Raw genomic sequence first — 21305 nt, 5'->3', positions numbered from 1 at the left:
GGCCATGGCCGGCATGTACGACGAAGCGCAGACCATGCAGCGCGAAATCGACCAGTCGCACCTGCTGTCCAGGGTCGAACTGGCCAACATGGAAGAACTCACCCTGAAAGTCGCCGTCTACGACCGGCTCCTCAACCCTCGCCCCGAACCGCTGATCCTGCCCGACGAAACCGAATGCCTGTTCGGCAAGTGGTATTACGAGCAACAAGACCCGAACCAGGCACGCACCGCCGAATTCCGCCGCCTCGAAGTCCCGCACCAACTCGTCCACAGCAGCGGCCAGGCCGCCATCAATGCCCACGCACAAGGCGAGCTGGAAAAGACCCTGGAATATGTCGGAAAAATGGAAGCGGCGAACGTGACTGTGATGCAGGCGGTGAAGGTGTTGTTGAAGAGTCGGTTGGGGTCTTGATCAAGGGTTCATCGTCGAGACAGCATTCGTCGGAATGCCGCCCAGACCAAGCTCGCTCCCACGGGTCTGAATTCTTTGCACCAATGCCTGGCTGACCATAAGACCGGTGGGAGTGAGCTTGATCTGGGCCGCATCTGGACGAAGACGTCTGTATATACGATATATCTTCATCGGGATTTGCCTGCGGCATGAGGTAACCGCCAACATAGGAACACTCGTCAGCCACCTGCGTTTATGCCCGGCCAACCGCTCAGGATCTCTATGTCAACGCCCAAACCTGCCCTCATCCGCGAAACCTTCCCCGTCGGCCCGTTGCAGTGCAACTGCACGATCATCGGCGATCCCGTCACAAAACAGGCGATTGTGGTCGATCCAGGCGGTAATCCTGAGCTGATCCTCGCCAAGCTCGAGGCCCACGGTTTGAAGGTGGTGAGCATCATTCATACCCATGCACATCTGGATCATTTTCTGGCGTCGGGGCAGTTGAAGGAGAAGACCGGGGCGACGTTGCACCTGCATAAAGAGGATCAGTTTCTGTGGGATAACCTCGAAACCCAGTGTCAGGTGTTTCGTGTGCCGTATGTGCCGGTACCGTCGCCGGATCGCTGGCTTGCGGACGACGAGGAACTGGCGTGCGGATGCGGAGTGGCCTTGCACACGCCGGGTCATACGCCGGGGTCGATGTCTTTCTGGTTCGAGGACGCCAAGCTGTTGATCGCGGGCGACACGCTGTTCAAGCGTGGCGTTGGGCGAACGGATTTGTGGGGCGGGGATCAGGCGACGATTGTGCGTTCGATCAAGGAGCGGCTGTACACGCTGGACGAGGAGGCAACGGTGGTGACGGGGCATGGACCCGATACGCGGCTGGGCGATGAGATGCGTGAGAACCCTTTCGTCCGGGCGTAGGACTGTTCAGGTTCGGTTAAGGAATTTTTAACGGGTGTCGTGCTCTAATCGCCTGCATGGCCGGGGCTTTGTCACTCCATTGACAGCGTCACGCCACAGAAAAGCAAAACAGGAGCTCTCCTTGATGTTCACCTTTCGCCGTTTGATCATCGCCGCCACCGCACTTGCCGTGCTCTCGGGCTGCGCATCGCAAAATCCTTATGACAATCAGGGGCAGGCACAGAATTCCGGCGGTATCAGCAAGACTGCCAAATACGGTGGTCTGGGTGCGCTGGCCGGTGCCGTCGCCGGTGCCGCCATCGACCATAACAACCGTGGCAAGGGCGCGCTGATCGGCGCTGCCGTGGTGGGCGCGGCTTCGGCCGGTTACGGTTACTACGCTGACAAACAGGAAGCCGCGCTGCGTGCCAGCATGGCCAATACGGGCGTTGAAGTGCAGCGTCAGGGCGACACCATCAAGCTGGTGATGCCGGGTAACATTACCTTCGCCACCGATTCGTCGGCGATCGCCAGCAGCTTCTATGCCCCGCTGAACAACCTGGCGGGCTCGCTGAAGCAGTACAACCAGAACGTGATCGAGATTGTTGGCTACACCGACAGCACCGGCAGCCGTCAGCACAACATGGACCTGTCGCAACAGCGCGCACAGAGCGTAGCGACTTATCTGACGTCTCAAGGCGTCGATGCCTCTCACCTGTCGGTGCGTGGTGCCGGTCCTGACTCGCCGATCGCCAGCAACGCCGACGTCAACGGCCGCGCCCAGAACCGTCGTGTAGAGGTCAACCTCAAGCCGATTCCGGGCCAGCAGTATCAGCAGCAATAAGCGGATGGCGTAACATCCGCTCCTCACAAAAAAACCGGCCTGATGCCGGTTTTTTTGTGGGGAGCGGATAAGGACTCAGCGTGGATACTGCTCATGCATCCGCGTCAGCAGCGCATCTTTTTCTTCCCACAGGCGGTTGATCCACTGCTGGAATTCCAGGCGATACGCATCGTCCTGGTCGTAACTCTTGCCAATGAACTGCGGCGGAATCTGCACTTCTTCGAAGTGCGCGACCACTTCACGCACCTTGCCGCACAGCAAGTCCCAGTAGCCCGGCTGGCCCGCTGGGTAATGAATGGTTACGTTGACGATCGACTCCAGCTGCTCGCCCATGGCGTCCAGCACGAACGCGATGCCACCGGCCTTGGGTTTCAGCAGGTAGCGGAAGGGCGACTGCTGCTGGGCATGTTTGCCCTTGGTGAAGCGCGTCCCCTCGACGAAGTTGAAAATTCCCACCGGGTTGTTGCGGAACTTCGCACAGGTGCGGCGGGTGGTTTCCAGATCCTTGCCTTTCTTTTCCGGGTGTTTGGCCAGATACGCCTTGGTGTAGCGCTTCATGAACGGGAAGCCCAACGCCCACCAGGCCAGCCCGATCACCGGCACCCAGATCAGCTCTTGTTTGAGAAAGAACTTCAGCGGGCGAATGCGACGGTTGAGCACGTACTGCAGCACCATGATGTCGACCCAGCTCTGATGGTTGCTGGTGACCAGATACGAATGCTGATAATCCAGACCTTCCAGGCCGCTGAGGTGCCAGCGGGTATGGCCGAGCAGGTTCATCCAGGCATTGTTGTTGCTGATCCAGGCTTCGTGAATGTGGCTCATCAGCCAGTCAGTGACTTTCTGTGCGGCGGGGAAGGGCAGGCATAGTTTGAAGATCGCGACGATGAACAGCGGCGTGCAGCAGACAATCGTGTTGAGCGCCAACAGCAGCGAGGCGATGACGCCGCGCAAAGGGGCGGGCAAGAAATCCATGGTGGATCGAACTCCGAAGGTAAGACAGCCGCCGGTGGGTTCCCGGCGGCGTTATTGTGAGTGGACGATGTTTCAGGCCGACATTTATTGCGGCAGAGTCGCCGCCTGAATTGCAGTCAGCGCGATGGTGTACACGATGTCATCGACCTGGGCGCCACGCGGCAGGTCATTCACCGGTTTGCGCAGACCTTGCAGCATCGGGCCGAGGCTCACGCAGTCCGCACTGCGTTGCACCGCCTTGTAGGTCGTGTTGCCGGTATTCAGGTCCGGAAACACGAACACGTTGGCACGGCCAGCCACAGGGCTGTTCGGGGCCAACTGCCGAGCCACGTTCTCGTTGGCGGCGGCATCGTACTGCAGCGGACCGTCGATCAACAGGTTGCGTTGGGTTTCCTGCGCCAGTTGCGTGGCTTCACGCACTTTTTCCACTTCCTCGCCACTGGCCGAATTACCGCTGGAGTAGCTGATCATCGCCACACGTGGCGACAAGCCGAACGCAACCGCGGAGTCAGCGCTCTGCACGGCGATTTCGGCCAGTTCCTGGGCGGTCGGATGCGGGTTCATGATGCAGTCGCCATACACCAGCACCTGCTCGGGGAACAGCATGAAGAACACCGACGACACCAGCGTGCAGCCCGGCGCGGTCTTGATCAGTTGCAGCGCCGGCCGGATGGTGTTGGCGGTGGAATGAATGACGCCGGACACCAGACCGTCGACTTCATCGAGCGCCAGCATCATGGTCCCGATCACCACCGGGTCTTCCAGTTGCTGCTCAGCCATGGGGGCGTTGAGGGCTTTGTTCTTGCGCAGATCGACCATCGGCGCCACATAGCGCTCGCGAATCAGCTCAGGGTCGAGAATCTCAAGGCCCGGCGGCAGCTCGATGCCTTGCGCGCGGGCAACGGCGTGCACGTCTTCCGGTTTGGCCAGCAGCACGCAACGCGCGATACCCCGGGCCTGGCAAATGGCGGCGGCTTGTACGGTCAAGGGTTCTGCGCCTTCTGGCAGCACAATGCGCTTGTTTGCGGCTTGCGCGCGTTGAATCAGCTGATAGCGGAACACCGCCGGGGACAGCCGCATTTCGCGTGGTGTGCCGCAACGCTGGTGCAGCCAGTTGGCGTCCAGGTGGCTGGCGACGAAGTCGGTAATGATTTCCGCCCGCTCGCGGTCGTCGATCGGGATTTCCTTGTTCAACTGATTCAGCTGGTTGGCGGTGTCGTAAGAGCCGGTGCTGACCGACAACACCGGCAACCCCGCCTGCAACGCGCCACGGCACAGGTCCATGATGCGCGGGTCGGGCAGGGTGTCGCTGGTCAGCAACAGACCGGCCAGCGGCACGCCATTCAAGGTCGCCAGGCTGACGGCCAGGATGATGTCGTCCCGGTCACCCGGTGTCACCACGAGCACACCCGGTTTGAGCAGTTGCAGCGTATTGAGCACCGTACGCGCGCAGATGATGATTTTGGACATACGCCGCTGTTCGTAATCACCGGCGTTGATCACCTGAGCCCCGAGCAAATCCGCCACATCACGGGTGCGTGGAGCATTCAGGTCGGCCTGGAACGGAATGCAGCCCAGCAAGCGGAAATCGCCGCTGCGCAACAGCGGCGAATGCTCTTTGAGTCGCGCCGAGAAGACCTCCATGCTCTCGTCGGTGCGCACCTTGTTGAGGATCACGCCCAGCACTTTCGGGTCTTTCGGGCCACCGAACATCTGCGCCTGCAACTCGACACGCCCGGACAGTTCGGTCAGCACCTCGTTTTCCGGCGCCGACACCAGGATCACGTCCGCATCCAGCGCCTTGGCCATGTGCAGGTTGACCCGCGCTGCGTAACTGGCGCTGCGGGTCGGCACCATGCCTTCGACGATCACCACGTCACGACCTACACAGGCCTCCTGGTACAGGTTGATGATCTCTTCCAGCAGCTCATCGAGCTGGCCTTCGCCAAGCATGCGTTCGACATGGGCCAGGCCAAGCGGCTTGGGCGGCTTGAGGCCGTGGGTCCGGGCGACCAGTTCGGTCGAGCGCTCTGGACCCAGATCGCCGGGATGAGGCTGGGCGATGGGTTTGAAAAAACCGACTTTGAGTCCGGCGCGCTCCAGGGTACGCACCAGCCCGAGGCTAATGGACGTCAAACCCACACCGAAGTCTGTGGGCGCGATAAAGAAAGTCTGCATGCGGGCTTCTCGAAAATGAGCAGTGCAAAGGCCGTGATGGACCGGATGAAACAGGACGCTGTTCAGTCGCAGCGTCTCAACGGGGCACAAGGTTATCGTTATCTGCCGCTTGCGCACACCAGCCGCAACGAAAGGATTGACCTATTTTTTCCTGACGCGTTGCGGCATCCAGCACCCAGGGCCGTGACTGCCACGGAGGCTGATGGCGCAGGTGCTGGGTGTGGCCGCAGGACAGCTCGGCAATCCAGTGACCGTCTTCGTCCTGGCGAAAGCCGATAATCGTGGTGTCGCTTCCAGGCAAAGTGGGGTCGTGCAATCGGGGCCGTCCGTCTGAGTTGCGTTCGCTTTCGCGCGAGTGCTTGGTTAGACTTGTTCGCTCATATCTCTATTTGCAAAAGGTCTCGCCCCATGCCGATCGCCGCCAACAAGGCTGTCTCCATTGACTATACCCTGACCAATGACGCTGGTGAGGTCATCGACAGTTCTGCCGGCGGCGCGCCGCTGGTTTACCTGCAAGGCGCAGGTAACATCATTCCGGGTCTGGAAAAGGCACTGGAAGGCAAGGACATCGGCGACGAGCTGAAAGTCTCCATCGAGCCTGAAGACGCCTACGGCGAATACTCGGCCGAACTGGTCAGCACCCTGAATCGCAGCATGTTCGAAGGTGTCGACGAACTGGAAGTCGGCATGCAGTTCCACGCTTCCGCGCCCGATGGCCAGATGCAGATCGTCACCATTCGTGATCTGGACGGCGACGACGTCACTGTCGACGGCAACCATCCTCTGGCCGGTCAGCGCCTGAATTTCCAGGTCAAGATCGTTGCCATCCGTGATGCCAGCGAAGAAGAAATGGCCCACGGCCACGTGCATGGCGAAGGTGGCCATCACCACTGATTTGTCCTGCTAAGCTCAATTAGCTGGCCAGGCGTCCTCGCGGGCTTTGCGAAAAAACATTTTGTTTTCGCAGCCTGACAGGGCGCCTTTTTCGGCCAAGGCTGTTTTCTGTATGGTGAGTAGGGGAGTTCGTCATGAGTATATTTCACGACCTGAAATTAAAAGCTCTGGATGGCCAGGAACTGCCTCTCGCGCCACTCAAAGGCAAAGTGGTCCTGGTGGTCAATGTGGCGTCCAAATGCGGCCTCACGCCTCAATACGCCGCGCTTGAAAACCTCTATCAGAAGTACAAGGACAGAGGCTTCAGCGTGCTGGGCCTGCCTTGCAATCAGTTTGCCGGACAAGAACCGGGCACTCAGGAAGAGATCCAGGCGTTCTGCTCGTTGAACTACGGCGTGACCTTTCCGCTGGGCGACAAGCTTGAAGTGAACGGCCCTCATCGTCACAGGCTGTATCAGATGCTGGCGGGCGAAGGCGCCGAATTTCCGGGAGACATCACCTGGAACTTCGAAAAATTTCTCGTGGGTCAGGACGGTCGCGTTCTGGCGCGCTTCTCGCCGCGTACGACGCCGGATGATCCTGCGGTCATTCAGGCAATTGAGAAAGCGCTTCACTGAAGCCGCCCTTCGATGCAGCCGTCTACCACGCGCTCACGTAAACCCTGAATTTCTTGTGGGTCGAATTCATTCGCGATCGGTGGCGCATTCAGCAAGGCTTTGTCGGCTGTACCGACGGCTCGCGAATGAATTCGCTCCCACAGCTGATTTGCTTGGCCCATCATCCGAGACTCACCTATCCACCCCTGCTTTTAAGCCTTAATCACTGCAATCAATAGTGCTTCGCATTGAGGTGCGTTCAGCTCATTCTGTATGACCTTCATAATATTTTCCGATGCCGAGGACGCTTGCATGCCAGTCAGAGCCTTGTTCAAACCCTTTCACATGGGCAGCCTGGAATTACCGACGCGCGTGGTGATGGCGCCGATGACCCGTTCGTTCTCGCCCGGTGGCGTGCCGAATGCCAAGGTCATCGAGTATTACCGTCGTCGTGCGGCTGCCGGTGTCGGCTTGATCATCACCGAAGGCACCACCGTCGGGCACAAGGCGTCCAACGGCTATCCGAACGTCCCACAGTTTTTCGGCGAAGCCGCGCTTGCCGGCTGGAAAAAAGTGGTCGATGCAGTCCATGCCGAAGGCGGGAAGATCGTTCCTCAGTTGTGGCACGTGGGTGCCGTGCGCCGTCTCGGCACCGAGCCAGACGGCACGGTGCCAGCGTACGGCCCAACTGAAAAATTGAAGGATGGCAACGTCGTCGTGCACGGCATGAGCAAGCAAGACATCGACGATGTCATCGCTGCGTTTGCCCAAGCGGCAAAAGATGCCAAGGACATCGGCATGGACGGCGTTGAAATCCACGGTGCCCACGGCTACCTGGTCGACCAGTTCTTCTGGGAAGGCACCAACCAGCGCACCGACGAATACGGCGGCAATCTGGCCCAGCGGTCGCGTTTCGCCATCGAGTTGATCAAGGCCGTGCGCGCAGCGGTCGGGCCCGATTACCCGATCATCTTCCGTTTCTCGCAGTGGAAGCAGCAGGACTACACCGCACGTCTGGTGCAAACGCCGGACGAACTGGCGGCCTTCCTTAAGCCGCTTTCCGACGCAGGCGTAGACATTTTCCACTGCTCGACGCGTCGTTTCTGGGAGCCGGAGTTCGAAGGCTCCGACCTCAACCTGGCGGGCTGGACGCGCAAGCTCACCGGCAAACCGACGATCACCGTCGGCAGCGTCGGCCTGGATGGCGAGTTCCTGCAGTTCATGGTCAAGACCGACAAAGTCGCGCAACCGGCAAGCCTTGAGAACCTGCTCAAGCGTCTGGGCGATGACGAGTTCGACCTGGTGGCGGTCGGTCGCGCGCTGCTGGTCGATCCGGATTGGGCCGTGAAAGTGCGTGACGGTCGCGAGGAAGACATCCTGCCGTTCAGCCGCGATGCGCTGGGCAAGCTGGAGTAATCCGACGTCTTCTTTTCAAAGAGAAGCCCGGCCGCCGGTTGCTGAATAACCCCGGTGGCCTGGCTGAATGAATGCAATCCCTGTGGGAGTGAGCTCGCTCACGAATGCGGTAGATCAGGTACCCCGATGTGGGCTGACACTTCGCCTTCGTGAGCAAGCTCACTCCCACAGGTACGATGTTTGCCAGACGATGGCATCACACCCCCAACACCACCCCGTCGCCCGTCTCGCTCGCGGCGCGCAAATAGTTTTCAAACGAGTCGATGATTCCGGCCCAACCCTGACGGCTGGCGTGTTGCCGCGCGTTCAGACGAACGCGCCGCAGGTTCTCGTCGTCTTCGAGCATCCAGCGCGCGGCGTCGATAAAGCCTTCTTCATCGCCGGACATTGCGACGGCGCCGTTGTGCCCGTGACGGATATGCTGGGCCGCTGCGGCTTCGTCGTACGCCACGACACCCAGCCCGGACGCCAAGGCCTCCAGGACCACGTTGCCGAAGGTCTCGGTCATGCTTGGGAACAGAAACAGATCGCCCGATGCGTAATGGGTGGCCAGGGCCTCGCCGCGCTGTGTGCCACAAAAGATGGCGTCAGGCAGTTGCTCCTGCAGCGTGGCGCGCACCGGACCGTCGCCGACGATCACCAGCCTGAGTCTCTTGTCGGGGTAGGCGCTGGTCAGGGCGTCGAACGTAGCCTTGAGCACACCCAGGTTTTTCTCCGGCGCCAGACGCCCCACATGCAGCACCGCCGTGTCGCCAGGCTCCAGACCCCAGCTTTCACGCAGGAAGGCTGAACGCCTGGACGGGTGAAATAACTGACAATCCACCCCGCGAGACAGCAACGCCAAGCGCTCGAAGCCTCGCCGTTCCAGCTCGGTCTTCTGGCTGACGCTGGGCACCAGCGTGGCATTTGAACGGTTGTGGAACCAGCGCAGGTAAGAGGTCAACAGACGGGTAATAAAGCCCAGCCCGTATTGGCGTGTGTACTGCTGAAAGTTCGTGTGAAAGCCACTCACGATCGCAATGCGCAGCCGTCGCGCAGCACGCAACGCCGACAGCCCCAACGGCCCTTCGGTGGCGATGTACAGCACATCGGGACGATTGCGCTGCCAGCGACGCAGCAGCTTGTGCATCGACGACTGACCCCATTGCAACCCCGGATACCCCGGAATCGGCCAGCCGCGACACAGCATCAGATCATCCCCGTTCCCGCGTAATTCGTCGTCGTTCTGCCGAGGCCGAATCACCTCCACCCGATGCCCGCGCAGCCGCAACCCGTCGCACAACCTGCTCAGCGTATTGGCGACGCCGTTGATCTCGGGTGCGTAGGTTTCGGTAATCAGGGTGATGTGCAGGGATTTACTCATGACGCCCAGTTTCAGAGGCCGGCGTTGCGCTTGTATGGCGGTTGAGTGATGGATTTGTGACAACGGCGATTTGTTTGTAATGACTATCCAGTAGTGGGGTAAGGAGTGAGTCTGCAAAAAAATGTTCTCATCGTTTCGTTTTTTGTCTGAGGGGCATGTAAGACGTTTCTGAAAGGGTTCTATCTAAGCGGTTTTCGGTTGACTCAATAGCTCTCCTGAATAACGTCGGGTTATCAGTCATCGTTCTCGTTGTGCGAGAGCCTTACTGATAAAGCAATCTTGATCTTAATTCTTAGATTAATGAGTTCGTTTATTCAGGGGTTAAAAATGAAAAACTTTAGAAAGTTGAACGGTGTCGCTCTGCGTGCAGGTTTTGTATCCACTGCGGTTTTTCTTTCATCTCATGCTTTGGCCGGTACCTACACGTCCACAGTGCAATTACCAACGCTGCACTCGAAAAACTATGTTTATACTGCTCACGTGCCTGTACCCGCCGGAGTTGGCTCAGGCTTTATTAAGAACATAAGTTGGAATTGGAATGTGCACGGCTGGCCGAGGGGGCTCCAAGTATATCTCTGTCAGACATCTACGCGATGTATCGATGTTTCCCGGCAACGGGTTGGCTCAAAGGCTACGTTCACTCAGTTCCATGCATCGCAGCCGTTCTTTTACGAGCTTAAGCTATCCGATCCGGGCCGGGTGCCTGTAGCAGGCCTATTAGGTAAGCTCACCGTCAATTGGTGATGAAAACCTAGGTTTGTCCCCGCAATGCACCGCGGGGACAATCATTCTCAGATACCCAGCATTTCTTTGAAACGAGTCGGCATAGCATCGTGAACGCTGAATATTTTTTCAAGAATTTCCACGGCGGGTGTTCCTTTGGATAATTCTTGACGATAAAGGGTTTCGCATTGCTTCTGCATCGCCTGGCTGATTTGCTGAAAATATTTCGCTGTTTCAGCGGTCACCAGCTCGCCTGTTAAAGAGTAGCGAATATTGGGCCGGTCAGAAAGATCCAGCAGCGGAGATCCTAAAGAGTTGTATGTATAATCATGCGCCAGTCTTTTCGCGGCCTCAGGGTCGGACCGTGCAATGGTCAATATATCGTTTTTTGCGCATGTAAATGCGAGGTTTCGAGGGCCTGAATCGGTTCTTGAGGATAGTGTTCTATCTAGAATTTCTGAAAACGATGGTGTGGTCGCGTTATGCGTATTTGTTTTTTTTAATAAGTTATTGCTGTCTCTGGTTTGTTGGCTGCTCTCAATAAACATAAATATTTCCTCAGTTTGATAGTGCGTGCGCAGGCTTTAGCCGATCTTGAAAGGTACAACTCTCGACTTGCTGATCCGCTCCAGTACCGCAGCTTCGGGGATGTAATGGGCTTGCATCGGATTCAGGCCGACCAGGCTCACATGACAACGGGCTCTGACCTGTCTGGCTAGATTTGCCAGCTCTGTTTTCAGTGTCTTGGAGGTTGCCGTTTCCATGGCCTGCACAAGTGTCTGCATGAACGGCGGCGCATAGGGATCTGATTTGGTTTTTGTTTTCAGCGGGGTAGGGACAGGTTGACTCGAAGGATCGATGCGATTTGTTTCCATGGACATGAAACCCCCGGTTAAGAAAGCCACCGAAGTGGGTGGGTCCATGGTCAAACAGGTGGGTCGTGGGATGTAGAGAAGATTTTTGTAGGACTGATCCTGATTTTTCTATTGTCAGAATGCTGCGAACGTTCTCGGTAGATCGGATAGCGTTTTGACAATAAAAAGGCCTCAATCGAGGCCTTTTCCATATTCGCTTACCGAACCCGTTCCACCTGCGTCTCCGCCCCTCGCTCCCGCACCCAGAACAGGGTTGCCCCGGCCACCGCCGCAGGCATCATCAGGATGTTGACCACCGGGATCAGCAGCACCAGATAAACGATGCCGCCGAAGCTCATGCTCTGCCAGCGTTTGGCGCGCAGCCAGGCGAGCATGTCTTGCCAGCTCATTTTGTGGTTGTCGGCGGGGTAGTCGATGTACTGAAAAAGCGTGCTATATCGTCTGAAAGCCGCGTCTTTCACGGCCCCTTCCCCAGGGAGTGAGCGAGAAATGTATCAGCTAAGTGGTCAAGAGGGAAAGCTGTATGAAGTTCATTCCCCCCCGCTGAGACGCTATCTCGAATCGTTGAGTGAGGGGGTAGAGCCAGGCTGACGACTTATGTTCTCGCTTACGTTCATCTGCAAAGCTAGGGTTGGCACTTAACTCTAGTTGCAGGAGTGCAATCTCTAAGGTCTGAAACCTAATGTCTATCTCCTTGGTAAACTTACTGGGTAGCCTCATAAATGTTGCTATCTTATATTTATGAGGCTGGAGGATAGTAAGCTAAATTCCAAGTAGCTTGTCTAGGTTTTCTAATCTGTTAGTGTGTTTCAGCTTCAATCTTTTGTACCCTTGGAATAAAGCTTGAAAATATTTAATCGAAAATCTTCCTTCAAAATGCAAGAGGTCATGTAGAATTGGAGTATTGTAAGTCATGCCGGACGTGGGGAATCTTATCACCCCTTTTTCTGGGTTGCCATATGTGGCCACCATTCTTTCATCAAAACTTTTAAATACATCTGAGTCAGGGAAGATATATCCTCCATGAGGTACTACAAACTGGGCTAGATCAAATACGGTCGCCTCTTGATCTTTGGCCGTTGCTGTTAGCCCGCGACGTTCGATATTAATATGTGTGAACTGCTGTTTGAAGAATCTTGCGGTATGAGTGACGCCAACGGTTTTGTTTACCTTCAGCTTGCTGAAAAGCTTGTCCAGTTCGGGGATGAGTAATACTCGTTCTACCAGTTCAGGGTTAATTTCTATGAGGAGTTTTATCACGTCGTCAGACTTCATGTTCTTCCAATATCTCAGTATAAGAGCTTCCTGTATTTCCGGGGCCGCTGCGGATATGTGGAGTGCAACAAAATACTCTTGAAAAGAGCGGTGTGAAAATGCTACGTCTAATCCATCCTCTGTTAGTAGGCAGGCTGCGGTGAGTAGGTCCTGCAAATATGCCTCAGGGACGAAGTCTTTTCCTAAGCTTTTTCTGCTTTTTTCAATATAGGTAATGCACGCGGTTCTAGACATTTTGAACTCGCGCTTCTCATAGGTTTGTAAAGAAAATAGACTGAAAACTCTTGAAAAATCTTGGATGTCTAACGTCGTAAGGCGAACCCGATTGTAGCCTCCCTTATACGCATCATGTCGGCGGAATAATGCTTCAAAAGCTTGATTATAGAAAATACTCAGTTTTGAAGGGATTTCAGAGTTTTCTCCATATGTTAGCAGCATGATCGAAAGTAAGAGAGGGTTAGACAAGAATGATTGATGTTCGTTGTATAATTTGTCATGCAGTGCTTTAACAAACTTGCTTTTAATGTCGAGATCAAAAGGTAGTTTGTTCACAAGGGTGACTGCGGTATCAAGGTCCATCGGCAGAATGCTGAATATGGAAAATATCTCCAATCCATTGAATGCCTCGTCCGGGCGGGATGATAAAATTATAGGGCACTTGGGATACTTGTCCGATATCTGCTTGATTTCCTTTATCAGTTTCTTCCTCTTGTTGTGGTTTACCTCGTCGTAGCCGTCAAAGAAAAAACAGAAGTGTCCTGACTTTTTCGCTTTTTCTATGAAGCTTCCTGTAGTGTTGAATCCGTAGTTTGCTAGTGTGGTTTCGATGAAAGAGTCTAGCGATGAATCAATTTCGTTGAGGTCTCTGAGTTCAACCATAATTGGAACATATCTTTCCGAGCTGATGCAGTCTAGGAATAGGTGCTTCATCAGTATCGACTTACCAGTTCCGCCGGTTCCTGCGATGATGATTCTCTTTGAAAGCTCTAAGCAGTTTGATATGTTAGGCTCGTTAAGCGCTAAGTTGTTAGCAAAAATCCCGATTGGGACATAGTAATCATAAAGGGAAGTCGGCTCATTTCGGATGAAGAAAGACTTGGATTTTGAATACTTGGCTATCGTATTGGAAAGGTAGTCACGATAGGCCAGCTTTAGTTTGATGCGAAGATCTTCGTCGAATTTTTCAAAAGAACTCTTAGCAACGGTTATAATCCGATCGTAGTTCTTCGCGATAAAACCTGCAACAGCAGCTTCGGCTAACATCCAACACTCCTTGTGGGCTCAAAAGACATACAAATATATCGCTTTGAGTGTCTAAGTGCCATCATTCTTTGTTCGTCAGTGTTCGATGTGCCTATATCGTCAAGATCCGATGGGACGTAGCGTGATTTGCCTAGGATCCGGCTAGCTCGACAAAATACAGATTCCAAGCGTGGCAACCGGGCAACCCTGGGTGTACGCTTGGGTGCTTGAAGGGAGAATTCTAGACCGGCGAGCAAGCATGACCCACGGATTCGACACTGGAGCCTAGTGATACGAGTGGTGGTTTGCGGCGAGTGCCTTCAAGGGCAACGTCTATCGCAGAATATTTATTGATTCTCCAGTACAATGATCGTGTAGCCTTTCCCCACAGTTATTAGGATAGCTAATATATGCAGGTTACGTACTACGGCTTCACATTAGAAAGTGAGAACAAATGCGTGCCGCTAGCAGTGTTGTTTGACTCCTTGGCGGCTAAAAGCGGGGGTGAGGTGGGGGCGCCTGGCACCATGCGAATGATGTATGTAGATGATCAGTCAGATGCCGAATTCGTATGTGGGTTGATAGTCACCTCAAAAGATCAAAAGTCTTTTTTGAAAATGTCGTCTGTTGCAGGAAAATATAAGATAAAGTCTACGGACTTGACCGGCGATGATCGAATTATGGAGTTCAATTTCTTTGTCGTCAACAAAAGCAACGGTATTGGTCTTTATCAGTATTATCGTGGTTCGTGCTCAGCAGTCACAATGGGGAGCTTTCTAACTAGTGAGTTCAGGGAGTTGTCAGACTCTTCTAAAGAATTGCAACTGAATGCTGCGGAAACAGTGGTTGAAGTCAAACGCGGCCAAAAAAGCAAACTGATCAGAGGTATTAGGTCAGCCCATCGGGGGGGCTTGATTTTCAACTTGTTAGTAAGGGCAGGTGATGTGCCGGAAATACTAAATCGCTACAAAACGATCGTTGCGTTCGACTACGACATCGCATCGTTAGACTCTTTAAGCAGTTTTGCTAGGCCATTAAAGGGGCTGGTCACTAAGGTTCATCAGCGTGTTAGGTTCAATGAGCTATCCACTAAGGATCAAATCATTGAAGGCGTGTCAGGTATGCTGCCTCAGATCCTGAAGGACACCGCCAGAGTTACGGTGCTGAACGATGATGACGAGCCGATGTCTGTGCGGCTGGTCAATATGCCGGACAACTTTGGTCTTCACGATTATGATGTTCTGGCTGCAGAATTAGATGGATTGGATCTGGAGGATTTCGCTAGTCATGCGGTAGTTGGATACCTGAAGCTTATATGCAAGTCCGAATACCCGGAAGTATTTATGGCGGATTTGTCATGAGAGTGGCGTTGATCTGGGGTTTGGTATTTTTAGTTCTGTTGACAGCTCTCGGTTGCGTAATAGCGTCTAAGTTTATCTGTGATATGTATGTATTCTACAAGTGTGTGGCGTTTTCTAGCTTCTCGTCTTTTTACGCCGTCAGTCTCAGAGGTAGCCTTTTCGCCGGCTTTTTAACGCTTGGGGGGTTTTTGATGTCTCTCAAAACTTTCATAGTTGTAAATATGAAAAAAGAAGTCTACGACTCTGCTGCTTATATAAAGCGATTTGAATCGTTGAAAATGACCAAACCTTCCCTGAGTCGATACGAGCCGCTGCAAGCGCTTAGCAATGTGCTTTTCGTGACAATTCTTTCTTGCTTGTCAACTTCAGTTATGCAACTAACCATTGGCTTGTTCGAGAGCTTCTATGCATCTCTGCTTTGCCTGATGTTTGCCGCTGGCTCGATCACCCTGTTGGCCTGGACACTTTATCTGATAAGAGCAAATCTGCAGGATATGTTCGAACACCTTGATGACAGTAAATAAAGCAACGTGATCTTTCTCGTGATGCATTTGCATCAATCAGGCTTCATAGGCTTCATAGGCTTCATAGGCGTCATGAGTCGTCCGTAGTTGCGGACTGATACGGTTGCAGTCGCGGGTCGTGCCGTATACGAAACCGTTTCCAATCAGAATTTTGAGAATCGCCCATCGGCCCTGTTCAGCGTCGGTCAGTGAAGCTGTACAGGAATATCATGTGCATGTCTGGAAATTTGCTGATGGCTGAACAATGTAGAGAGGTGTTAAGAGCCATTCTTGTGCCAGTTCATCTACAAAACGGGAAATTCTGAAATATCACGCCCACGAAAAAGCCGCCCGAAGGCGGCTGATATCGATTTACGGAATGCTAGGCGAGGCTCATTTCTCGCTTTATGCGGTAGACGGTAGCGACACCGCATTTGGCAAGCGTAGCGATGTCATCAGCAGACATGGTTGGGTGCTTCTGCATCAGAGCTTTGACCGCATTCCATTTGACGACATTCTTGCCTTTACCAGCAGGTTTCCAGTCAGGCTCAGCAGCTCGCTTGTTCTCTAGCCCTTGGCGGATTCGCTCCACCCGCTTCTCTTGATCCAAGCGGGCCATAGTCGCCATCAGGTCAATGAGCATCCCGTTAACCACGTCCATGATTTGCCCGGTGATACCCTGATCTTGAATCAGCATATGGCTGGTAGGCAGATCAGCGACAACCAAGCGAAGCCCCTTGGTTTTGATGGTGGCTTTCAGTGCTTCCCAATCGCCCTGTGAAAGACGGCTGAGACGGTCTACGGATTCAACCAACAACACTTCACCAGCGGCAGCCGTGTTCAGCAGTCGCATCAGTTCCGGGCGATTCAGCTTCGTTCCGCTCACGTTTTCCGCATATATGCCCACGACCTCTAACTGCTTCTCGACGGCGAACTGCTCAAGTGCCACCTTGGCCCGGTTTGCGTCCTGATCCTTGAATGATGCTCGCAGGTAGAGGTGGGTGTACATCGGTTTTTATCCTTTGTCATCTATAGTGATAGGCTTATGATAGCTCGATCATATAGATATCGGCAATAGTTTATTGAGAGCTGAGTTGGGTTGAGTGCCGGGCTACCAGATAGGTCTAGTTCTCTGATAGCGGCGAACCACTGGGGTAGAGCGAGAATGGATTAACCCCAGAGGGGCCAACCCTCGTTCGAGGTTATGGTTTTGAGGGTTCCGCTAAGCTTACGTCTGGTCGTAAGGTATATGGACGCCCCCCCACCCGGAAGGAATTGACACAATGGACAGTGAACGACGGATTGAGCGCTGGAGCGCCCGGTGGATGATCGTTGCCGGACGCGTGGTCTGCACGAGTTGCATGGAGAGCCAAGCGTTGGAGGACTGCGAGAAGCAATTCTCCCACGCTCATGAGTGCAAGGCAGAACCAGATCACCTCCTGCCTTGGATAGCGCTGCATGACATCCTCGATGGTCTTAGAGGATGAGTGAGGATTCATATCCCAATTTCTCCCCATTAGATTGCGCCCTCACAAGTCGTTGATTTGGGGCGGCTAGACTCGTCATTTTGCAATTAACCGCTCTCGTGTCGGGCCTCGTCACTGCTCACTTCATCAGAACGCTGTTGATTCATACAGTGGTCGCCTCTACTCTGCGAGGAGAACAAATGTACTCCTTTGAGTGGCATCACTATGACTGAAAACAAGCTACCTTCTGACGATTCTGCTTTCGACCTAGGCGTGCCTTCCCTACTCGAAGCCTATAAGCAGCAATGCAAATTACTCATTGACGAGCTAGACGATGCATGGCTTGAGGTAAGGCAATCCAGGAAGAATGTCGCCAAGCTTGTGCGCATGAATGCAAGCATGTCGGACGAACTTGCTGCACTGAAGCGAGAGCACGAGAAGGTGAGATGGCAGCTTTCAGACATCTACTTAAAGGAAGGATTGGAGGCGGCGGCGAAGATTGGTCACTTCGCGAGGCGTAAGCCTGAGCCAGATTCGACAGGGCAAACTTGACGTTATCTGAAGAGGCTGGCGGCAATCGTCAGCTTCAGGCATGAAATTAGATCAACGACTTCGACGAGATCCCAGCCCAGCGGTTGCGAAGGCTGCAAACGATATCCCCATTTCGCACAGCTTTATCCACAGGCTGTGGCTGGCGTTTGCTGTGCCAAACACATTATCTTGTGTCTGCCGTACCTGCTTTAACGCTAGATGTAGGGTTTGGCTTCAATTTCCGCTCATGTTTTCTTTTCACAAGCGATTTCATCTGTGATTTTAAACGGCGGTGGGTGCTGGGTTTTGAGGGCCTCTTTAGGGCCTCTTAAGGGCCTTATGAGGCCCTTTGGGGTTCAGGGTATGCTGCGAGGATACCCTTAAGAAGAAAATTTGATGGCGGGGCTCACAGAACGGTTGCAGGGGATGTGGCAACTGGATATCCTCTGAGCCAACGCAAAAGCCCACCATGTAGGTGGGCTCCGCTGAAGATGTCTACGAGTAGTCACGCTCTGTCGCCAAACGTAACGCGACTACCCGTACCCCTGACGCATGCGCTAGCACTTGTGCAGAGAAGGCCGCCATTTAAGCCAGCTGGCTATGGTTATGTCAATCATCTACTGATTGTCGGTCGTTTCTGGGCATGTGCGATCTAATCCACATCGATACAGGAGCGGCTATCATGCCTCTTTGCACCTGCTACATCTGCCATGCCACCACCACCAAACCTGTTCCGGTTCGCCGCTACAGGCGTTTCCGTTTCGGAACCTGGGAGGACGTGTGTCACCACCACCGTAGCTGGCCTCGTTAAGAGCAAGCGGGTAAGTCACAACCACCAAGCTTGTACTGACTTGGTGGTTTCGCTCGTCTGCCATGGGTGCGGCTCCGAAGCCGACAGGCTTTGACAAAGCTGCCACCTACTGGAAACCGATTTGTTAGAGTCGCACAGGGACTCATCAGTGAGTGCTCAGAGACAAAAGTAGTGATTAGTATGCAGGTACATCCAGAACGCAGCGATGGTGCTGGCGGCGCCCCAAATTAGGGGAATAACGTAGTCCGTAAGCCAAGGCGTTACGAATGCGCCTCGTACAACCGTGAATACCTTTGCGGGCCAAGTAAAGATCAGGGGCGGTTTGTAAATCCCGAAATGGTATTCCTGCCAGAACGGGTTCCACTGCCCCTTCGTCCGCACGCGGTAATCGAAATAAAGACGAACCTCAGTTCGGAACGCTCTGTTCGCATATCGGATGTCAGTCCCATCAGGGTGGGCACGATTCTCTTCTTCGATCTTTGCGTGACAGGTAAGAACGCCTCGCCCCCTATAGAATTCGACCGCCTCCGCACCGTTCGGATCTTCTGCAAAAATCTCTTGCAACTTTCGCTTCATCGCACGGTTATTAACGCGGATTGCGACCCATCTGAGACTTGCATCATACAGCGCGTGCATTGCCTCATCGAATAGGAGGGCCTGGGCCGGGAGCCGTTGATAGTAACGCCACCAGAGATAGATGTTGACGAGACACAGGGTAAGCCACGCTTTGCTAACGTTCTGCTCCAGTTGAATCTCTGTCCCCATAAGCTGAAACTTCTCCAACTTTGCCCCAAAGAACCACAGCGCCAGCACGATCCCTGAGTACCCAATCAGGAACCCGCGTGCCTTATTGAAATCTGGGGAGTCTAAATCGTGCATTGCTGACCAACCTGTGGGGTGATTGGCGATAGTAGCAGTTGGCCCATGACTCTCGCACTCAAACCATTTCGCTGAAACCAAATCCTTGCCGAAAAACAGATGCGACTCTCTAAGAGCCTGGATTCTCTACGCTGAAAATAAGCTAGACCGATTCCTGTCAATTTTTCCGGGGGTGTTGAGCGGTCCACTCTATGGGGCAATGCAAAGCCACATGATTTTGGAATAATGATTGCCCTTGTCGCACCATATTATCTGGTGGCTTGTGGGATTGCATGGGAACGATCATCAAGAGCCGAACGTGATCGCCAGATACGACAAAGCCCGCTACAGAGCGGGCTGTGGTAAGGCTTGATTTAACAGGCGTTGTTCCAGCGACGTTTCACTGTGGCTAACCTCACCATTTCTGGGGGCAGAGAAGAAGAGGTAGCTTTGCTTAACCCCGTCACCGCCAATGCCCGGAAATAGGGGGGTTGACGTGCTACAAATCACACTGCACCTGTAGCGGACGCTGCAAACGTATTAGATAACGGATAGATGTGGCAGTAGATAAGCGGATCCGATCACAGCCCTTCGAACAGAGTAGAAATGCTTACACCAAGAGCATCGGCAAGAACCTTGATCGCGTTGATCGACGGGTTCGCACCCCCTGTTTCAATTCGAGACATGTACGTTCGGGCGAAACCACACCTATCTGCAAATGCTTCTTGGTTGACGCCCATGGCAAGTCGAAGCTCACGGACACGAAGGCCGAACTGACGTTGAAGAGCTGGAGATGGAGGCGGTGCTGGCATCCGCCCATGGTCCGGGGATATGCTTTGACCTGACACACACTAATCGTGACATCGTGGAAGGCGTTCGGCCCTAGCGACGTCCTTGGAGCAGAGAAATGAGCAACCGAATCGGGGCACTACCCGCAGCAACTGAAGAAATCGGCGAAAGCTTGTTCTACAACCCGGCTTTGTTCCAACACCTGGGCAATTTGAACCAGACCAACCCTAACGCGGTTTCTGTAATGCTAAAGCTGGTAGGCGAAATTGATGATCGTGGCGCTGTGCAGCTCGACATCGCAGCAGTAGCCCAGCACTGTGAGATCACACCGCAGGACGTCACAAAGGCCATTGCTGATCTAGCGGGGGCTGGGTTCATTGGAGCGGTTCAATCCAGTACCGAGTCTGGTGAGCCCATTGCCTGTACGGTGAATCCGACTCTTGCCCGAGCAGAAGTCCCAGATGAGCTTCGCGAACCTTCCGTGAAACGCTGGTGAGTCGCGATGGCACCTGATAACCAAGTGGTTCATGTCCCCCGATATGCCTTCGAAGTGATGGCAGCGATGACAGCGCTGAACGAGGACAGGGTAGCGGTAATGCTGCTGCTCTTGGTCCGAATGGACGGTGATCGCACCGTGAAACTCGACCTTGATCTATTGCCTGAATTCCTAACAGTGAGACCTGAGCGGGTAGATCGAGCCGTATCGAGTTTGATAGAGCGCGGTTGGATCACCTTGGTCGACATGGCCGCGATGCGATCTCGCATTCTTGCCTGTGTCGTGCATCCAGCATTTCTGCACTCGGATTTCGATGGCCTCATGAGGGTGGTGTACCCCCGCATGTTCAAGTCTAAGATGCATTAGGGTGGGTTAGGGCCACGTACGCTCTCTTGCTCGCCGTGATCGCACCATGGGGCAGCAATGATCGGTAACTACTTCCGTTACGGATAACTCGCTTTAAATGTTATTGCCAGTGCTTGTGAGCACGGATGAGGCCTGTGCATGTTCAGAGGGAGGGTGGGGATGTATACCCCTCCCTGTCCCGGTTCGTGCTACATGGTGCCCTGGGGGCAGGTTTGATCATGGTGACAACTTATTATCAAGAGTGGGTTAATCGTGGCTGAGGCCACCAGATTATCGTTACAGTTAAGATCAAGAGCGAGAAGGAGCTTGGTTGCTCCTCCGTCTTCTGTATTTTGTACTCTTTAAGTGTAATCTGTGCTTAAGGCACAGGTAGTTAATAGTGGGGCAAGGCAGGAAAGCCCAATTTGTTTTTGATCTTAACTCGGCAGATTGTATGTGACGTTCGT

General features: G+C 53.9%; 22 protein-coding genes. 11 read left to right on the top strand and 11 right to left on the bottom strand.

What is annotated here, in order from left to right; genetic code table 11:
- The first annotated feature begins 4 nt into the window (after positions 1–4).
- From ABDX87_RS29160 to ABDX87_RS09670, 3 genes are all read left to right on the top strand, one after another.
- On the top strand, positions 5–412 hold the full coding sequence (locus tag ABDX87_RS29160) for a CZB domain-containing protein (protein ID WP_431061247.1): 408 nt from the start codon (positions 5–7) through the stop codon (positions 410–412).
- A 261-nt stretch (positions 413–673) separates the two neighbouring features.
- On the top strand, positions 674–1318 hold the full coding sequence (locus ABDX87_RS09675) for an MBL fold metallo-hydrolase (protein WP_346832663.1): 645 nt from the start codon (positions 674–676) through the stop codon (positions 1316–1318).
- Between the two features lie 124 nt (positions 1319–1442).
- Positions 1443–2141 (top strand): OmpA family protein, encoded by a 699-nt coding sequence (locus ABDX87_RS09670; RefSeq protein ID WP_346832662.1) that lies wholly within the window; start codon positions 1443–1445, stop codon positions 2139–2141.
- A 75-nt stretch (positions 2142–2216) separates the two neighbouring features.
- On the opposite strand, the gene ABDX87_RS09665 is transcribed toward ABDX87_RS09670, so the two are convergent.
- The 3 genes from ABDX87_RS09665 to ABDX87_RS09655 form a co-directional block, all read right to left on the bottom strand.
- Positions 2217–3116 (bottom strand): acyltransferase, encoded by a 900-nt coding sequence (locus tag ABDX87_RS09665; protein ID WP_346832661.1) that lies wholly within the window; start codon positions 3114–3116, stop codon positions 2217–2219.
- 84 nt (positions 3117–3200) lie between these two features.
- Complete coding sequence (pta, locus tag ABDX87_RS09660) at positions 3201–5294, bottom strand: phosphate acetyltransferase (RefSeq protein ID WP_346832660.1); 2094 nt, start codon at positions 5292–5294, stop codon at positions 3201–3203.
- Positions 5295–5370: 76 nt separating this feature from the next.
- Entirely contained in the window at positions 5371–5610 is a 240-nt protein-coding gene (locus tag ABDX87_RS09655; protein WP_346832659.1) for a DUF3565 domain-containing protein, read from the bottom strand.
- Positions 5611–5702: 92 nt separating this feature from the next.
- Here ABDX87_RS09655 and ABDX87_RS09650 point away from each other — a divergent pair, with 92 nt between their 5' ends.
- From ABDX87_RS09650 to ABDX87_RS09640, 3 genes are all read left to right on the top strand, one after another.
- Positions 5703–6188, top strand: a complete 486-nt coding sequence (locus ABDX87_RS09650; protein ID WP_062386835.1) for an FKBP-type peptidyl-prolyl cis-trans isomerase — start codon at positions 5703–5705, stop codon at positions 6186–6188.
- Positions 6189–6322: 134 nt separating this feature from the next.
- The gene (locus ABDX87_RS09645; protein WP_346832657.1) at positions 6323–6805 is read left to right on the top strand and encodes a glutathione peroxidase; all 483 of its coding nucleotides are present in this window, start codon (positions 6323–6325) and stop codon (positions 6803–6805) included.
- 291 nt (positions 6806–7096) lie between these two features.
- A complete protein-coding gene (locus ABDX87_RS09640; protein WP_346832656.1) occupies positions 7097–8200 on the top strand; it encodes an NADH:flavin oxidoreductase in 1104 nt (367 codons plus the stop codon).
- 196 nt (positions 8201–8396) lie between these two features.
- Here the strand turns inward: ABDX87_RS09640 and ABDX87_RS09635 are convergent, their stop codons facing one another.
- Positions 8397–9563, bottom strand: a complete 1167-nt coding sequence (locus ABDX87_RS09635) for a glycosyltransferase family 4 protein (RefSeq protein WP_346832655.1) — start codon at positions 9561–9563, stop codon at positions 8397–8399.
- 300 nt (positions 9564–9863) lie between these two features.
- Here ABDX87_RS09635 and ABDX87_RS09630 point away from each other — a divergent pair, with 300 nt between their 5' ends.
- Positions 9864–10307, top strand: coding sequence for a flagellar protein FlhE (locus tag ABDX87_RS09630; RefSeq protein WP_346833479.1), 444 nt, complete (start codon positions 9864–9866; stop codon positions 10305–10307).
- 47 nt (positions 10308–10354) lie between these two features.
- On the opposite strand, the gene ABDX87_RS09625 is transcribed toward ABDX87_RS09630, so the two are convergent.
- The 4 genes from ABDX87_RS09625 to ABDX87_RS09610 form a co-directional block, all read right to left on the bottom strand.
- A complete protein-coding gene (locus tag ABDX87_RS09625) occupies positions 10355–10834 on the bottom strand; it encodes a hypothetical protein (protein ID WP_346832654.1) in 480 nt (159 codons plus the stop codon).
- A gap of 36 nt (positions 10835–10870) precedes the next feature.
- A complete protein-coding gene (locus ABDX87_RS09620; protein WP_346832653.1) occupies positions 10871–11167 on the bottom strand; it encodes a hypothetical protein in 297 nt (98 codons plus the stop codon).
- 191 nt (positions 11168–11358) lie between these two features.
- Positions 11359–11622: an EI24 domain-containing protein gene (locus ABDX87_RS09615; RefSeq protein WP_346832652.1), complete on the bottom strand. Its 264-nt coding sequence runs from the start codon at positions 11620–11622 to the stop codon at positions 11359–11361.
- A gap of 301 nt (positions 11623–11923) precedes the next feature.
- Positions 11924–13699, bottom strand: coding sequence for an NACHT domain-containing protein (locus tag ABDX87_RS09610; protein ID WP_346832651.1), 1776 nt, complete (start codon positions 13697–13699; stop codon positions 11924–11926).
- 389 nt (positions 13700–14088) lie between these two features.
- On the opposite strand from ABDX87_RS09610, the gene ABDX87_RS09605 reads away from it, so the two are divergent.
- On the top strand, positions 14089–15039 hold the full coding sequence (locus tag ABDX87_RS09605; RefSeq protein WP_346832650.1) for a hypothetical protein: 951 nt from the start codon (positions 14089–14091) through the stop codon (positions 15037–15039).
- Positions 15036–15563 (top strand): hypothetical protein, encoded by a 528-nt coding sequence (locus tag ABDX87_RS09600; RefSeq protein WP_346832649.1) that lies wholly within the window; start codon positions 15036–15038, stop codon positions 15561–15563. The genes ABDX87_RS09605 and ABDX87_RS09600 overlap by 4 nt, the downstream gene beginning before the upstream one ends.
- A gap of 361 nt (positions 15564–15924) precedes the next feature.
- On the opposite strand, the gene ABDX87_RS09595 is transcribed toward ABDX87_RS09600, so the two are convergent.
- Entirely contained in the window at positions 15925–16551 is a 627-nt protein-coding gene (locus tag ABDX87_RS09595) for a recombinase family protein (protein ID WP_346832648.1), read from the bottom strand.
- A gap of 682 nt (positions 16552–17233) precedes the next feature.
- Between ABDX87_RS09595 and ABDX87_RS09590 the strand changes: the two genes are divergently transcribed.
- Positions 17234–17560 carry a hypothetical protein gene (locus tag ABDX87_RS09590; RefSeq protein ID WP_346832647.1) on the top strand — a complete coding sequence of 109 codons (327 nt, stop codon included), beginning with the start codon at positions 17234–17236 and terminating at the stop codon, positions 17558–17560.
- Between the two features lie 946 nt (positions 17561–18506).
- Here ABDX87_RS09590 and ABDX87_RS09585 read toward each other — a convergent pair.
- Positions 18507–19229, bottom strand: coding sequence for a hypothetical protein (locus tag ABDX87_RS09585; RefSeq protein WP_346832646.1), 723 nt, complete (start codon positions 19227–19229; stop codon positions 18507–18509).
- Between the two features lie 560 nt (positions 19230–19789).
- Complete coding sequence (locus tag ABDX87_RS09580; protein WP_431061246.1) at positions 19790–19948, bottom strand: helix-turn-helix domain-containing protein; 159 nt, start codon at positions 19946–19948, stop codon at positions 19790–19792.
- Between the two features lie 167 nt (positions 19949–20115).
- Here ABDX87_RS09580 and ABDX87_RS09575 point away from each other — a divergent pair, with 167 nt between their 5' ends.
- A complete protein-coding gene (locus ABDX87_RS09575; protein WP_346832644.1) occupies positions 20116–20493 on the top strand; it encodes a hypothetical protein in 378 nt (125 codons plus the stop codon).
- Positions 20494–21305 lie beyond the last annotated feature (812 nt).

Origin of the sequence: Pseudomonas abietaniphila, assembly GCF_039697315.1 — a bacterium.
Classification (GTDB): Bacteria; Pseudomonadota; Gammaproteobacteria; order Pseudomonadales; family Pseudomonadaceae; genus Aquipseudomonas; species Aquipseudomonas abietaniphila_B.
Note: the sequence above shows the minus strand (reverse complement) of the source record. Positions and strands in the feature narration are given on the sequence as shown.

Coding starts and splice junctions, on each gene's coding strand:
- ABDX87_RS29160 (WP_431061247.1), top strand. CDS start 5: ATGGCCGGCATGTACGACGAAGCGCAGACCATGCAGCGCGAAATCGAC.
- ABDX87_RS09675 (WP_346832663.1), top strand. CDS start 674: ATGTCAACGCCCAAACCTGCCCTCATCCGCGAAACCTTCCCCGTCGGC.
- ABDX87_RS09670 (WP_346832662.1), top strand. CDS start 1,443: ATGTTCACCTTTCGCCGTTTGATCATCGCCGCCACCGCACTTGCCGTG.
- ABDX87_RS09665 (WP_346832661.1), bottom strand. CDS start 3,116: ATGGATTTCTTGCCCGCCCCTTTGCGCGGCGTCATCGCCTCGCTGCTG.
- pta (WP_346832660.1), bottom strand. CDS start 5,294: ATGCAGACTTTCTTTATCGCGCCCACAGACTTCGGTGTGGGTTTGACG.
- ABDX87_RS09650 (WP_062386835.1), top strand. CDS start 5,703: ATGCCGATCGCCGCCAACAAGGCTGTCTCCATTGACTATACCCTGACC.
- ABDX87_RS09645 (WP_346832657.1), top strand. CDS start 6,323: ATGAGTATATTTCACGACCTGAAATTAAAAGCTCTGGATGGCCAGGAA.
- ABDX87_RS09640 (WP_346832656.1), top strand. CDS start 7,097: ATGCCAGTCAGAGCCTTGTTCAAACCCTTTCACATGGGCAGCCTGGAA.
- ABDX87_RS09635 (WP_346832655.1), bottom strand. CDS start 9,563: ATGAGTAAATCCCTGCACATCACCCTGATTACCGAAACCTACGCACCC.
- ABDX87_RS09630 (WP_346833479.1), top strand. CDS start 9,864: ATGAGTTCGTTTATTCAGGGGTTAAAAATGAAAAACTTTAGAAAGTTG.
- ABDX87_RS09625 (WP_346832654.1), bottom strand. CDS start 10,834: ATGTTTATTGAGAGCAGCCAACAAACCAGAGACAGCAATAACTTATTA.
- ABDX87_RS09620 (WP_346832653.1), bottom strand. CDS start 11,167: ATGTCCATGGAAACAAATCGCATCGATCCTTCGAGTCAACCTGTCCCT.
- ABDX87_RS09610 (WP_346832651.1), bottom strand. CDS start 13,699: ATGTTAGCCGAAGCTGCTGTTGCAGGTTTTATCGCGAAGAACTACGAT.
- ABDX87_RS09605 (WP_346832650.1), top strand. CDS start 14,089: ATGCAGGTTACGTACTACGGCTTCACATTAGAAAGTGAGAACAAATGC.
- ABDX87_RS09600 (WP_346832649.1), top strand. CDS start 15,036: ATGAGAGTGGCGTTGATCTGGGGTTTGGTATTTTTAGTTCTGTTGACA.
- ABDX87_RS09595 (WP_346832648.1), bottom strand. CDS start 16,551: ATGTACACCCACCTCTACCTGCGAGCATCATTCAAGGATCAGGACGCA.
- ABDX87_RS09590 (WP_346832647.1), top strand. CDS start 17,234: ATGACTGAAAACAAGCTACCTTCTGACGATTCTGCTTTCGACCTAGGC.
- ABDX87_RS09585 (WP_346832646.1), bottom strand. CDS start 19,229: ATGCACGATTTAGACTCCCCAGATTTCAATAAGGCACGCGGGTTCCTG.
- ABDX87_RS09580 (WP_431061246.1), bottom strand. CDS start 19,948: ATGGGCGTCAACCAAGAAGCATTTGCAGATAGGTGTGGTTTCGCCCGA.
- ABDX87_RS09575 (WP_346832644.1), top strand. CDS start 20,116: ATGAGCAACCGAATCGGGGCACTACCCGCAGCAACTGAAGAAATCGGC.